This is a genomic window from Croceitalea sp. MTPC6 (assembly GCF_036985525.1).
Taxonomy (GTDB): domain Bacteria; phylum Bacteroidota; class Bacteroidia; order Flavobacteriales; family Flavobacteriaceae; genus Croceitalea.
On record NZ_BTGR01000001.1, the window covers coordinates 431248 to 445609 of the forward strand.

Genomic DNA, 14362 nt, shown 5'->3' on the forward strand with positions numbered 1-14362 from the left:
ATTTAGATTCTTGTTGGAAGAATTACACTGTCAATTTCATGCATAACGCCATTACCTTGCGTAGAGTCAGCAACTGTAATCTTTGCAGAATTTCCCATGCTATCGGTCAGTATAATATCTAAACCCCGCATAGTTGCAGTTATTTTATTCCCTTGGATGGTTGTAAATGTCGCTTTACCTTTTCCCCTACAAAGTGCCTTTAAAATTTTGGAAGCAGTGAGTTTTCCAGCTACAATATGATACTTTAAAACCGATTTAAGCTCATTCTTATCGTCAGAATTCAATAACTCTTTAAGCTTACTTGGGGAAAGTTTCGAAAATGCAATGTCAGATGGAGCAAAAATTGTAAAAGGTACATTTTCATCCAACGACTCTTCTAAATCTGTAGATTTTAAAGCCGCAATAAGGGTTTTGTGATTTTCCGTAGCTATAGCCTCTTGTATATGATTGTTAGATTCTGTTTTATACACCTCTGACCTTGAAGTATTTAAATCAGTATTTTGCGCAAAACTAAAATTTAGACAAAAAAATGCAAGTGATAAGTAGGCTATTTTATGGGGGATTTTCATTAGTATAACAATTAGTGTTCAGTTCTATTTGTAAGGCAAAAATATTGTCGGCAATCGATGAAATACCAAAAACATCGGTAAGTTAACTCTTTAAGGGACATTTACTTTAAAATCAGAGTGCAGTTCATAGAAATTAACAAATAATTAACGTTTGATAAATTGTAACGTTCTCGATGAAAAAATTGCAATTAAGTAACTTTGGAAAAAGCTATGAAAAGAAATGATACTACAAAAGACAAACATCGAGGATAAGCTGCTTCGTTTAAAGAGCAAATCCAGTTCTGAAAATAAAATCTTATCAGAAGTCCAGAAAATTTTAGCGCAAGATTTTGAAGGTAAAATTGAAAACCGTCTTGCTAGTTCTTCGCAAGCAGTTGATAATCAATTTGTTTTTGACTTATTAGAGACGGATAAAATCTATCATATTGAACAGATAAAAAGAATTTGCACCGATTACAGATTGCGTTTTTTAGATTCCAAGTACTTCAAAGGTAAAATTCCTCAAAAGGCTATTTCTAAAATAAAGCATCTAGAAAAAGAGCATAACATGATCTTGGAGGGTTTTAAAATTATGGCCCCTTCTAAGTTATTCAAGTTAGAAGATAAAGATGACCCTCTTTTATTTGCCCCTATTGGTAACGGATATTTCTACTTAATCCATAAATGGGGAAACGATTTGCACCCAATGAGAAAACTATTGGTCTGGCCCTTTAAAGGGATGATAAATTTGACCATTACTACGTTAGTAGTTAGCTATTTTGCTGCTATCCTAGTTCCTGACGGATTATTTTCAAAATCTAACTCGAACGCTCAGTTTTGGATTCTTTTTTTCTTTATGTTCAAAACCATAGGCGCAATAGTTATCTACTATGCTTTTGCCCAAGGCAAAAATTTTAATCCGGCAATTTGGAACAGTAAATACTTTAATGGCTAATTAGGCCATAACGGCATACATTTTTTTACGCTGTTCTTTAATGGTTTTATCAGACATGTACTCATCAAATGTCAAGTGCCTGTCAATCGTGCCTTTTGGTGTAATTTCGATGACCCTATTGGCAACGGTCTGTACAAACTCATGATCATGTGTGGTTAATAGAACAGTGCCTTTAAAGTTTTTAAGACTGTTATTAAATGCAGTAATACTTTCCAGGTCCAAATGGTTTGTGGGTTCATCAAGCAAAAGGACATTAGCTCTTAGTAACATCATTCTGCTTAACATACATCGTACTTTTTCACCTCCAGAAAGTACAGTTGATTTTTTAAGTGCCTCTTCGCCACTAAAAAGCATTTTTCCTAAAAAGCCCCTCACATAAACTTCTTCTCTTTCCTCTTCAGTTTTGGTCCATTGACGTAACCAATCCACAAGGTTCATGTTTTCATCAAAGTACTTTTCATTATCTGCAGGCAAATAAGATTGTGTGGTGGTTATTCCCCATTGAAATTTACCTGAATCTGGTTTCTTATCTCCTGCAACAATTTCATAAAACGCAGTTGTTGCTCTTGAATCTTTAGAAATAATTGCTACCTTATCCCCTTTTGCCAGATTTATATCAATATCGGAAAACAACAAATCACCATCTTCAGAAGTAGCGGTTAACTTTTCTACATTTAAAATCTGGTCACCCGCTTCTCTTTCCCTATCAAATATTATCGCAGGATACCTTCTACTAGAAGGTTTTATATCATCTATCTTAAGTTTATCCAGCATTTTCTTTCTAGAAGTGGCCTGTTTACTTTTAGCAACATTAGCGCTAAAGCGCATTATAAACTCTTGTAGTTCCTTTGCCTTCTCTTCTGCTTTCTTATTCTGTTGAGCTCTCTGCCTGGCAGCCAATTGACTACTCTCATACCAGAAAGTGTAATTACCGGAATATAGGTTTATTTTACCAAAATCAATATCCGCTATATGAGTACAAACAGCATCTAAAAAGTGCCTATCGTGCGATACCACTATTACTGTATTATCATAGTTAGCTAAGAAGTTCTCCAACCAGCTTATAGTCTCGTAATCCAAATCGTTGGTAGGCTCATCCATAATTAAAACATCAGGGCTTCCAAATAAAGCTTGGGCTAACAGCACCCTTACTTTAAGTTTTGAGTCCATATCTGCCATTGTGGTATAGTGCAATTCTTCAGGAATACCAAGATTGGACAATAATGCAGCGGCATCACTATCTGCGTTCCAACCGTTCATTTCTTCAAATTGAACCTGCAGCTCACCTATCTTCTCCGCGTTCTCATCCGTATAATCCGCATAAAGGGCATCTATTTCCTTTTTTATTTTAAACAGAGGCTTATTACCCATTACAACAGATTCCAAAACCTGATATTCATCAAAGGAGTTGTGGTTTTGCTCTAGAATAGACATACGCTTTCCAGGCTCTAAATGCACATGACCAGATGTAGGGTCTATCTTGTTGGCCAATATTTTTAAAAAAGTAGACTTTCCTGCACCATTGGCCCCAATAATGCCGTAGCAATTGCCATGGGTAAAAGCAACGTTTACTTCATCGAACAAAACTCTTTTCCCAAACTGAACGGATAAATTAGATACTGAAAGCATTTCTTTATTTTAATTTTTTGCAAAAATAGCTAAAATTAATCCCTTATACCAACTACTTCTATCAAGAAGAAAACCTACAAAAACTGGGGTTTAACAACATTTAACTAGCCATTAACAGACAGCCCTCCCATGGATTGTTAGCTTTGTTAAGCTTAAGATTATTTATGGAAAGAGCTTTACTCTGCCTAACATTTTGTTTATTAGCGTCTTGTGGTCAGCAATCAGAATCTAACGAATCTGTATACTTTTCTGGCGAAATAGTAAACCCAACAAGTGACTATATTGTGCTTTACAAGGACGATAAAGTGGTAGATTCGGCAAGATTAAACAAGGATAATAGGTTCTCTTTTAAACTTTCAAATATAGAAGAGGGCTTACATCATTTTGATCATTCTCCAGAATTGCAATATGTATATCTGGAAAAAGGTGACAGCCTAATAATAAGACTAAATACCGTAGCTTTTGATGAATCTTTGGTGTTCTCCGGAACCAATGAAGAGGTCAATAATTTCTTATTGGAGATGTTCTTAAATTATGAAGACGAAGAGCAACTTGTCTATTCTTATTATCAGTTTCCACCTGAAAAGTTTGGGAGAAAAATAGATTCTTTAAGAAATCAAAAGTTAGAAGAACTGAACCTATTAAAGAATTCAAGCAATGTATCTGAAGGAGCCTTTAAAATGGCCAAAGCATCAATAGACTATAACAGTTACATATACAAAGAGAAATATCCTTTCATACATAAGAAAAAGTCTGGCGAGGAAACAATACACAAGCTTGATGCAAGTTTCTATGATTATCGTAAAAACTTGAATCTAAATGATGCTTCATTAACTTATTTTAGACCTTACTATAACTACGTAAACAATAGGTTTGGGAACTTATCCTACATGGTATGCGTTCAAAATTGTGGTATGGAAAAAATGATGTCATCTAAAGACCATTTGCATTTAAACAAGCATAAAATGCATTTGATTGATAGTCTGGTCGAAGAAGAACATCTTCGAAACAACCTTTTTAGAAACGTTGCGATGAATTATTTATTAAAAGTACACAAAGTAAATAATGAGTGCAACCAATTTATAGATACTTTTCATAAACTCTCTGATAATGAAGCACATATAGCAGAAATAAACCACCTATACAATGGAATAAAAGCATTGCAACCTAATGAAAATGTTCCTAAACTGGTTGTACAAAATACAAGTGGTGATAGTACAAGTATGAAAGCTATATCCAAGGATGGTAAAGTTGTGTTTTACTTTTGGACCGGAGACCAAAAAAGGCATTTCAGGAATATCTTGCGGCATGTAAAAAAATTGGAAAAGAAAAACCCAGACTATCGTTTTGTAGGTATTAATTTGAGGACTCCAGAGGAAAAATGGTTAACAATGATTGAAGAGCACTCTATTGATAAAAACAGTCAATATAGAAGTCCAAATTTTGAAAAAGCGCAGGAGGCTTTAATAATAGACAACCTTAGCAAATGTATCATAACGAAAGACACAATAATAGTTGATGCCTTTGCGAATGTATTTACAAGCAAATCACTTATCTCCAAATAAAAAACCTTGACAAATAAAATCAATTGCCTAGGCTTCCATATAATGTAAGAAGTCAATTCTACTATGAATTTCCTTTCTTATAATCTGCTAAAAACTTTTCTAACCCAATATCGGTCAAAGGGTGCCTAAGCAATCCATCAATTGAGGAAAGAGGTCCTGTCATTACATCTGCTCCCAATTTTGCACAATCTATAACGTGCATAGTATGTCTTATAGAGGCAGCAAGAATTTGTGTATCAAAACCATAATTGTCATAAATAAGTCTAATTTCTGCAATTAGATTAAGTCCATCTGTAGAAATATCATCCAATCTACCTAAGAAAGGCGACACGTATGTTGCTCCTGCCTTTGCTGCCAATAAGGCTTGCCCCGCAGAAAATACCAAGGTGCAATTTGTACGGATTCCTTTATCTGAAAAATACTTTAAGGCCTTTACACCTTCTTTAATCATGGGGACTTTTACCACTATTTGGTCATGCAGTTTAGCTAAAGCTTCGCCTTCTTTAACTATACCGTCAAAATCCGTAGATACTACTTCTGCCGAAACATCACCATCAACAATTGAGCAGATATCAACATAATGTTTAAGAATATTTTCTTTACCAGTAATTCCTTCTTTTGCCATTAATGAGGGATTGGTAGTTACACCATCCAAAACACCCAATTCTTGGGCCTCTTTTATTTGTTGAAGATTCGCCGTATCTATAAAAAATTTCATTCGTGTGAGTTTAAGGTTTTCTAATTGTTGTAAAGCTACAACTTATAATGGTTTAAAAGCAATTTTTCGTAGAGCTTACCAGGCAAAATACGTTTTAAAAAAAGAGATAGTTTTTGTACAAAAGTTCCAACAGAATAATGAACTTTCGGGTTTGACTTTTCAATAATGGAATGTATTTTTTTTGCTACTAGATTTGGATTTTGCGCAACATTAACATCCTCATTAATCGTATCCAAAACCCTTTTGTATGAGCTGTAACTGGATTCTTCCCCTGTGGGAGCATGATAACGACCTGCAGCTATATTGGTTGCAAAATCCCCTGGTGCCAAATCTGTAATTTTTACCCCAAACTCTTTTGTCTCCATCCGTATGGCCTCGGTAACCAAACCTAATGCTCCTTTAGTAGCCGAATAAATACCTCTATAGGGTAAACCCATATTACCTGCTATTGAGGTAATGTTAATGATAAGTCCATTTTTTTGCTCTCTCATTTGGGGCAAAACAGATTGGATAACCCGGATAGGGCCATTAAAATTGGTATCAAAAGCCTTGTTTATCTCATTGATAGGGGTTTCTTCAATAGGTCCTGTTATACCTACGCCTGCATTGTTTACAACCACATCTATTCTACCCTCATTTTTAAGAATATGAGCAATGGCAAGTTTTATGGTTTTTTCGTTGGTGACATCAAGCTCAAGTAATTCAAAATCTTTGAAGTCAGGAAGTTTATTAAGATTACGAGTAGTTCCGTATACTTTATACCCTTTTTTAGTTAGATATACACCTATAGCTTTACCTATTCCTGATGACCCTCCAGTAACTAAAACTACCTTGTTGTCCATGGCGCAAAAATAGAGAAAACTTGTCGCTGTTCCTTAACTTTAAGGCACAAAAAAAGGCAAGCTACCTACATCGCACCGCTACGACCGCATACCCTTGCTGCGTTCCCACCCTGGGGGATTTTGCAGGAGCTGGTCGTGTAGGACTTGCCAAGGGCAAATATACGACCTTTTAAATTTGTCGCAATCCCTAGACATGCTTAATTTGCGTTGTATTTAAAAGCTGAAAAACTAAAAAATTTATGAAGATTTTTCTTTTTACCATACTATCAACTTTTTTTCTGGCCTGTGGTGGCACAACGGATAAAACCAAACTATTTGATATTCAGTTTGAAAGCAAAAAGAAACAGTTCAAAAAAAATGAAAGTGTAGCAGTTTCAATAAAGAACAAGCAAAATCTAAATATCAAAAAAGTGGATTACTTTATTGATGGAAAAAAACTTTCAGTAAAAAATGGAAAAATAAACTTTAATATAGATAAGTTAGGGAGCAAGATTTTGATTGCTAAAATTGATTTTGAAGACGATTCTGTAGACATTACTAAAAAAATAAAAATACTAGCTGAAAAGTCCCCAGAAATATACACTTATGAGATTCTTAATACTTACCCCCATGACAAAACCTCTTTTACACAAGGACTAGAATTTAAAAATGATACCCTTTATGAAGGTACTGGGCGCAAAGGAAAATCAAGACTAAGAAAGATAGATTATAAAACAGGTCAGGTATTACAAGAGATAGCGTTGGACGATTCTGTGTTTGGAGAAGGGTTAACCGTATTAGAAGACAAAATTTATCAACTAACATGGCAAAGTGGTCTTGGCTACGTTTACAACAAAACAAATTTGTCTAAGATTAAAACCTTTAGTTATGGAAAGAGCAAAGAGGGTTGGGGTCTTTGCAACGATGGTCAAAAAATTTACAAAAGCGATGGTACAGAAAAAATTTGGATTCTAGACCCGGCAAACCTTACCGAAACTGATTTTATAGAAACGGTTACCAATAAATCAATCTTCAATAAAGCGAACGAATTGGAGTATGTTGATGGAAAAATCTATGCGAACGTATGGCAAAAAGAAAGTATGATGATTATTGATTCCAAATCTGGAGCCATAGAGGGCGTTATAAATTTTGGAGGGCTCAAAGAAAAGGTTGAGCAACATCCACAAGTAGATGTTCTTAATGGAGTAGCTTACCATCCAGAGCGTAAAACCTTTTTTGTTACCGGTAAAAACTGGGACAAACTTTTTGAGGTAAATATCATCAAAAAGTAATATGAATTTCTATGGTCTGGTGAAAAAAGTAGTTCAAAGTGATTTGGATGATTTAGATCATGTGAACAATGTCATTTACGTGAATTGGATTCAAGAAATATCCAAAAAACATTGGCAAGAGGCTTCTAAAGACCTTTCACTAGAATGTATTTGGGTCGTAAGAAGGCATGACATCACTTACTATAACGCTGCTAAATTAGATGATGAGGTGTTGGTTACGACTACTATAAAAGACACAAAAGGCCCAATCTCTTATAGGCAAGTAGAAATAAAGAACAATAAAACTGGAAAATTGTTTGTTAAATCAGTAACTGAATGGTGTTTATTAAACTCCAAAACACTTAAGCCTATGAGGATATCGGATAAAATTAAAAACCTTTTTCAAGATTCTTGACTTATAAAACCTTGAAATATACGGCCATATTAGCTGTAACTGCTTTAGTGGTTATGGGAACATCTTGTAGAAAAGACTTTGACTTTAAGCCCTCAACTGGCAACTTGGAATTCTCCAAGGATACTGTTTTTTTAGATACTGTATTCGCAAATATTGGTAGTAGTACTTATTCTTTAAAGGTTTACAATAATTCTAATGACGACATTAAAATTCCTTCTATTGGATTAAGAAATGGGTTAGAAAGTAATTATCGTTTGAATGTTGATGGTGCCGCTGGTAAAGAGTTTGAAAATGTGCCTTTATTGGCAAAAGATAGTCTTTTTATCTTCATTGAAATTACCACTCCCCTTGAAGATGTAAATGAGAATGAATTTCTCTACACAGATGCTATTGAATTTGCTTCTTCAAATACAGCACAGCAGGTGGAATTGGTAACACTTATTAAAGATGCCATTTTCCTTTATCCTAGGACTTTATCAAATGGCACTACTGAAACCTTATTGTTGGGTTTGGATGAAGAAGGAAATGAAATTAGGATTGAAGGTTTTTTTCTTGAAGATGATGAACTTGACTTTTCTAATGAGAAACCCTATGTCATTTATGGGTATGCAGCCGTACCCAATGAAAGAACTGCAAATTTCCAAGCTGGTGCACGGGTCCATTTCCATAAGGGTTCAGGTATTTTGGTAAGCCCAGATGGTAGCATACAGATAAATGGTGCATTGAGCATGGACCAAGAAGTATTGGAAAACGAAGTCATATTTGAAGGTGATCGGTTGGAACCTGAATTTGCCAATATCCCAGGACAATGGGGAACAATTTGGTTTGCAAGGGGCAGTACCAATAATCAAATAAATTACTTGACGATAAAAAATGCCACTATTGGTTTATTTGTTGAAGGTGACGGAGATTTCGATAACCCAAATTTACAGATTGGTAACTCGCAGATATATAACAGTTTAAACTCTAATCTAAGGACAAGAACGGCCAAGATTGATGCGGAGAACTTGGTTTTAGGGGGTGCGGGCTTTGCTTCAGCTGTTTTGGGACTAGGAGGCGACTATAGTTTTAACCATACTACAATAGCTAATTACTGGCAAAATGGTTTTAGAAATACCCCTAGCTTGATAATCACAAATTCCGAAGAAAATAGTCAGAACCAGGTTATAACTTCAGATTTAGTTAATGCAAGTTTCTCCAATACTATTATTGATGGCAATAGACGTATTGAATTGGGCTTATTAAAAAATGATGATGCTATGTTTCAATACAACTTTGATACCTGCACTATAAAATTTAATGACACTGGTAATGAATTTAATGGCAATCCCCTATATGATTTTGATAATACAGTTTTTTTTGAATCTATTTTTTTAAATGGTGAAACGGCTTTTCAAAATACCCCAGAGAATGACTTCTCCTTATTGCCAAATTCGATTGCAGTAGATAATGGCAATATCCAATTTTCCCAATTTTCCCCATTGGACATTTTAGGTGTCAACCGCGAAAACCTACCAGATATAGGAGCTTACGAGTACTCTACAGAAAATTAGTTTCTACTTGTAATAATTTTCGGTAAAGAAAAACCATAGTTTTTTTAAGGGAAAAATGCAATCCGTATTCAAATTCCGTTATTACCTTAGCTATCAACAAATTAAGTATGAGTTATCTCTATACCGTGATAGATTCTCAAGTAGCTTCCTGTTTAATGCTAAAGGATTACTTGAGTGATTATAATGATTTTGAACTGAGTGATATTGTTCATAATCATTATGATGGTATGAGTATGATTTTAAAGCATCTGCCAGATGTTGTTTTTGTGAACCTCACAGATAATGATGCCGAGGAATATTTTAAAATGATTACTGAATTACATCAGTACATCCGAAAGATGCCAATTTTTATTGGTTATTCTGACTCCAAACAATTTGCATATGATGCTTTGAAGCAGGGGTTCTTTGATTATTGGTTATTCCCCTATTCAGATTTTGATGTCCGAAAAACAGTTTTCAAATTAAGAAGGCAACACCCAAAAGAAAAAACACCAAGCACTATTTGTTTAAAAACATATCGCGATTTCCACTATTTGGATACTAGTAAAATTCTATACTTACAGGCAGATAACAATGCTACAGATTTTATTCTTACAGATGGTGATAAGGTTAGTGCGTTTAAAACTTTAAAGTCTTTTGAGGAGGCATTACCAAAAAAATTTATTAGAATTCACCAGAGCTACATCCTTAATAGTGAATATGTTTCTAGAATTAATTATGGTAAATGTATTTGTACACTAAGAAATAATTCTAAGGAAATTCCGTTCTCTAAGTCCTACAAAACACGAATTGACGAATTGCAAATCTTACTCTCCAATAACGCGATTCAACACGTTAATTAATAAAATTCTTATAGAAATAGTCCATTCACTAATAGAACTGGTCATTTTACCACCGAAAAAAGTATAATACTCCCAACGAAAGGGTCTTTCTATATTTTTATCATATTATTTAAAAAGATTCCCTATAACTATTAAAGTTTAAAACACATGAAAAAAGTATTGAGTATTTTGGCAATTGCAACAATGACATTTGGCTTTTATTCTTGCGAAACAGAAAGTACCACTGAAGAAGAACAACTATATATAGATGCAACCGACGATGATGATGTAGATGAAGTGAAAAGAGGAAGTTAGTTATCAAATAAATTTATCTTGAAACCCCAAATGTTAACACTTGGGGTTTTTTTGTATCTTGTAAGTAGGGATTTTGTTAATTATACGATTTATACTACATACATGACGTGGAAATTATCTTTACTTCTTACTGGTGTTATCCTAAGTACTTTAAGCTGTACTCCTAAAAATAAGACAAGTGTTTCACTAGAACAAAAAGAAACTAAAGATAGTATAGCCCTCTGGATTGAGTCTTCAAAAAAACCAGAATTTTCCAAGCAACAAAAAGTTGAGCTATTAAACAAAGCCTTTGATATCATAAAAGAACGCCCAAATACCAGAGCAAAAACAAAATACTTATCTGATATTTCTTTAAGGATTAACAGTCGAACAGATTCTGCTTTTTTTAGACAAGTAAACAAAGAGTTGATGAAAAGTTCGATACATATTGAGGACAACAAATCGCATGGCGAAGCCCATTGGGATTTAGGAACCTTTTTCAGACGTATTCAACCGGATAGCGCCATATATCACTATCGAGAAGCATATAATTTATTTTTAAAAGCTGACCTTAATACCACTTCTAGAGATTACCCAGGAAGAATTTTATTTTCTCTAGCAGATATAAAAGACAATAATAAAGACTATATAGGAGCAGAAAAGGATATCGTCAGGGCAATTCAGTTTTACGCTGATAATGATATGGATGAGGAGTTATTTGATGCCTACACTAGACTAGCTATTGCCCAAACTGGTATGCAAAAATTTGACAAATCTTTACAATACCATAGAAAAGCCAAAGAATTTATTCGTTTCTCAAGAGAGAATAAAAGATATCGGCAAAATACCACCAACACTAACAATATGGCATCAACCAATCTCCGTAATGGAGATTACCCCCAAGCCATATCATTTTATAGCCAACTTTTACAGACCGACAGTCTATTCCAAAAAAGAACAAAGTTATATTCCAAAGCCAAAAGTGGTCTGGCCTATGCCAAATTTAAAAATGGTATTACTGATTTTAGTTTTCTTATTCAAGAATTTGAAAATTCTAATAAAATCTTAGACAGCTTAGGAATAACTTATGATAAGGCACGTAACTATGAATATAAGGCAGAAGTATTACATAAGGCTGGGAAGACAGGTTTAGCAATAGAAAATGCACTACTAGGAAGAAAAATTGCTGGGGAAACATCAAATAACGATAGACTATTAAGTTCCCTTAAGCTTTTGACCATACTAGACAAAAAGAACAGTGCGCAATATGCAGACGCCTATTTTAGTCTTAGTGAAGAGTTACAACTACAAGAACGTGCCATACAGGACAAATTTGCTAGAATTGAACTGGAAACAGATGAAGTTATTGAAGAAAATGAATCGTTGGCAAAGGAAAAAGAAACATTGATCGGAATTACTATTGGGCTTTTATTATTAGGCTTAGGCGTTTTTGTCATCATAAATCAGGGATCCAATAATCAAAAGTTAAGATTTCAGCAAGAACAGCAAGAAAGCAATCAAGAAATTTACAATTTAATGCTTTCGCAGCAGGGTAAGTTTCAAGAAGGTAAACAACTTGAACAAAAAAGAATATCAGAAGAAATTCATGATGGTATTTTAGGCCAAATGCTTGGTATTAGACTCATTTTAAGTGGTTTGAACGAACGTAGCGATGAGTCTGCGATAGCACAACGTGCGGAACTTATTGAAAAGCTCCAAGAATTGGAAGAGGAAGTAAGAACAATTTCCCATGAACTAAATAGTGCGGCATACAAAAAGATAAATAATTACATAATAGCAATACAAGATTTGATAGATACCGTGAGTTCTTCATCAAAAATTGCTATTTCATTTAATCCTACTGACTCTTTTGATTGGGATGATTTAGAAGGAGATATAAAGATAAATACCTACCGCATAGTACAAGAATGTTTGCAAAATTGTGTGAAGCATGCAAAATGCAAGAACATAACGGTCAATCTAAATGTAGAGCATAATAAAATTTTACTAAAAGTAGTGGATGATGGGGTTGGATTCAATGTAAAAAAAGGTAAAAAGGGAATTGGCCTAAAAAATATTATATCCAGAGTTGAAAAGATAAATGGGGATTTAAAAATAAAAAGTGCTCTTGGTAAAGGAACGGAAATGATAATTAGTGTATCTTTAGATAACTACGATAGCAAATTCAAAGAAAAAAACTCCTACAAGCCAAAGAAAGCTTTAGAAGTATAATTAAGAAATCTCTATGAAGACATTAAGAATTTTAGCCATAGATGATCATGAAATGACAATGCTCGGTTACAAATTTATTCTGGAAAGAATTTCTTTTGAAAACCATACCATTATAGTGGATACCGCCAACTCGTATAAAAGCGGTGAAGAAAAGATTAAAGATTCTGTAAATTCTTTTAAGTATGATATAATTTTTCTAGATGTTCAACTATACCCCCCAAATGAAGAACAACCCCACAATGGTGAAGATTTGGGTAAGCTTGCCAGGAAGTTGGTTCCAGAGTCAAAAATAATATTCATGTCCTCTTTTAGTGATAACCATAGAATAAACAGTATTCTAAAGTCCGTAGACCCTGACGGTTACATGGTTAAAACGGATATTGATCCTAAATCATTAGAAGATGCAGTAAAGACCGTTACTTTTAAACCGCCATATTATTCTTCAAAAGCATTGGCAGCAATTAGAAAAAGAATGTCTACTACTATTTCTCTTGATGAAAATGACAAGAAAATATTATATCACTTATCAATAGGTACAAAAACTAAAGACTTGGAAAGTTATGTAGAGTTATCTGCCTCCTCCATAGAAAATCGAAAGAGACACTTAAAATCTCTTTTTGGGACAGAAAAAGAGAATGACTTAGCTTTGATTTTAGCTGCAAAAAATAGGGGCTTTATCTAACTCACCGTTCATCGGTCTTTTTGTTTACTCCAAGCACTAAATAGGACAGTTCATTAAATTTTAACATTTTTTTAACAAAATTTAATGATTTTACTATTAAAACCTTAGTTTTTTTAAGGTTTTGCGCCAATCCAATGTTCAATATTCAATTTAACTTTATAATACAAACCAAATTGAATGCGGCAAAATCAGAATACCAACGGTAATACCAACTCAAAAGTTTCTAATGATTCTTTTGAAATTATGGGTATTAATCAATTTGTGAGTAGTTTAGAAAAATTCTTTTTTGCCGAGGCTAACATCAAAACAACTTTCAATGAGAGTTGTCCAGACTTATCAATTAATATTGGGCTAAATTGTAATTTCGGCCTTACCGAAAGTTTGTTTCATTTAAATAGTGGTAACTGGGGAGGCTTTTGTAAAAATAACTCCAAGCTAGAGTACTCAGGTTTTGAACAAGCGGTCACGAAACTACAAGAGTTGAACTCCCAAAAGATAATTATCGAAGAGATTGCGATATATTTTATAGACACTTCGTTATTTATTACAAAAATTCCTAATCAAAATATAACAGACCAACTTTGTTCTATATTAGGAGCATTAAGTGAAAACTTTGTCCATTTCACAAAAGGGCTTACAGAAATGCCGTATGAAATTTTTATCCCAGTTTTTGAAGAGTCCACGGACAAAACTTATGCATCTGACGATGTATATGGGGTGATGTCAAAAATTAGGACCAGTTATTTCAACTATTGGGGACTTTACTTCTACTCTGAGGTTAACCAAGATTCCCTAGTATACGACTTAAAAAGCAAAAACATCATTGATGGGGACTTTATCCTTCTGAACAATGAATAA

Annotated in this window: 14 protein-coding genes and 1 other RNA gene; 10 read left to right on the top strand and 5 right to left on the bottom strand. The window is 34.0% G+C overall.

Translation table 11 applies throughout. The features are described 5' to 3' along the window. Positions 1–2: 2 nt before the first annotated feature. Positions 3–569 carry a fasciclin domain-containing protein gene (locus AACP56_RS02000; RefSeq protein WP_339333998.1) on the bottom strand — a complete coding sequence of 189 codons (567 nt, stop codon included), beginning with the start codon at positions 567–569 and terminating at the stop codon, positions 3–5. 220 nt (positions 570–789) lie between these two features. Between AACP56_RS02000 and AACP56_RS02005 the strand changes: the two genes are divergently transcribed. After that, on the top strand, positions 790–1503 hold the full coding sequence (locus AACP56_RS02005; RefSeq protein WP_339333996.1) for a hypothetical protein: 714 nt from the start codon (positions 790–792) through the stop codon (positions 1501–1503). Here the strand turns inward: AACP56_RS02005 and AACP56_RS02010 are convergent, their stop codons facing one another. Next, complete coding sequence (locus tag AACP56_RS02010; RefSeq protein WP_339333994.1) at positions 1504–3132, bottom strand: ABC-F family ATP-binding cassette domain-containing protein; 1629 nt, start codon at positions 3130–3132, stop codon at positions 1504–1506. It lies immediately after the preceding gene. Positions 3133–3296: 164 nt separating this feature from the next. Here AACP56_RS02010 and AACP56_RS02015 point away from each other — a divergent pair, with 164 nt between their 5' ends. Then, entirely contained in the window at positions 3297–4697 is a 1401-nt protein-coding gene (locus AACP56_RS02015) for a TlpA family protein disulfide reductase (protein ID WP_339333992.1), read from the top strand. 61 nt (positions 4698–4758) lie between these two features. Here AACP56_RS02015 and fsa read toward each other — a convergent pair whose 3' ends face one another. The 3 genes from fsa to ffs all read right to left on the bottom strand — a co-directional run bounded on the left by fsa (position 4759) and on the right by ffs (position 6407). Next, the gene (gene fsa, locus AACP56_RS02020) at positions 4759–5415 is read right to left on the bottom strand and encodes a fructose-6-phosphate aldolase (RefSeq protein WP_339333990.1); all 657 of its coding nucleotides are present in this window, start codon (positions 5413–5415) and stop codon (positions 4759–4761) included. Positions 5416–5450: 35 nt separating this feature from the next. Continuing rightward, a complete protein-coding gene (locus AACP56_RS02025; RefSeq protein WP_339333988.1) occupies positions 5451–6257 on the bottom strand; it encodes an SDR family oxidoreductase in 807 nt (268 codons plus the stop codon). Positions 6258–6308: 51 nt separating this feature from the next. Then, an RNA gene (gene ffs / locus AACP56_RS02030) (signal recognition particle sRNA small type) lies at positions 6309–6407 on the bottom strand. An 89-nt stretch (positions 6408–6496) separates the two neighbouring features. Here ffs and AACP56_RS02035 point away from each other — a divergent pair. From AACP56_RS02035 to AACP56_RS02070, 8 genes are all read left to right on the top strand, one after another. Continuing rightward, positions 6497–7528 (top strand): glutaminyl-peptide cyclotransferase, encoded by a 1032-nt coding sequence (locus AACP56_RS02035; RefSeq protein ID WP_339333986.1) that lies wholly within the window; start codon positions 6497–6499, stop codon positions 7526–7528. A gap of 1 nt (position 7529) precedes the next feature. Then, on the top strand, positions 7530–7922 hold the full coding sequence (locus AACP56_RS02040; protein WP_339333984.1) for an acyl-CoA thioesterase: 393 nt from the start codon (positions 7530–7532) through the stop codon (positions 7920–7922). Between the two features lie 11 nt (positions 7923–7933). Then, complete coding sequence (locus AACP56_RS02045) at positions 7934–9475, top strand: choice-of-anchor Q domain-containing protein (RefSeq protein ID WP_339333982.1); 1542 nt, start codon at positions 7934–7936, stop codon at positions 9473–9475. Positions 9476–9582: 107 nt separating this feature from the next. Beyond that, a complete protein-coding gene (locus AACP56_RS02050; RefSeq protein ID WP_339333980.1) occupies positions 9583–10317 on the top strand; it encodes a LytR/AlgR family response regulator transcription factor in 735 nt (244 codons plus the stop codon). 147 nt (positions 10318–10464) lie between these two features. After that, positions 10465–10611 (top strand): hypothetical protein, encoded by a 147-nt coding sequence (locus AACP56_RS02055; RefSeq protein ID WP_339333978.1) that lies wholly within the window; start codon positions 10465–10467, stop codon positions 10609–10611. Positions 10612–10713: 102 nt separating this feature from the next. Next, positions 10714–12822, top strand: coding sequence for a tetratricopeptide repeat-containing sensor histidine kinase (locus AACP56_RS02060; protein WP_339333976.1), 2109 nt, complete (start codon positions 10714–10716; stop codon positions 12820–12822). 13 nt (positions 12823–12835) lie between these two features. Next, a complete protein-coding gene (locus AACP56_RS02065; RefSeq protein WP_339333974.1) occupies positions 12836–13504 on the top strand; it encodes a histidine kinase in 669 nt (222 codons plus the stop codon). A 177-nt stretch (positions 13505–13681) separates the two neighbouring features. Continuing rightward, positions 13682–14362: a hypothetical protein gene (locus AACP56_RS02070; protein WP_339333972.1), complete on the top strand. Its 681-nt coding sequence runs from the start codon at positions 13682–13684 to the stop codon at positions 14360–14362.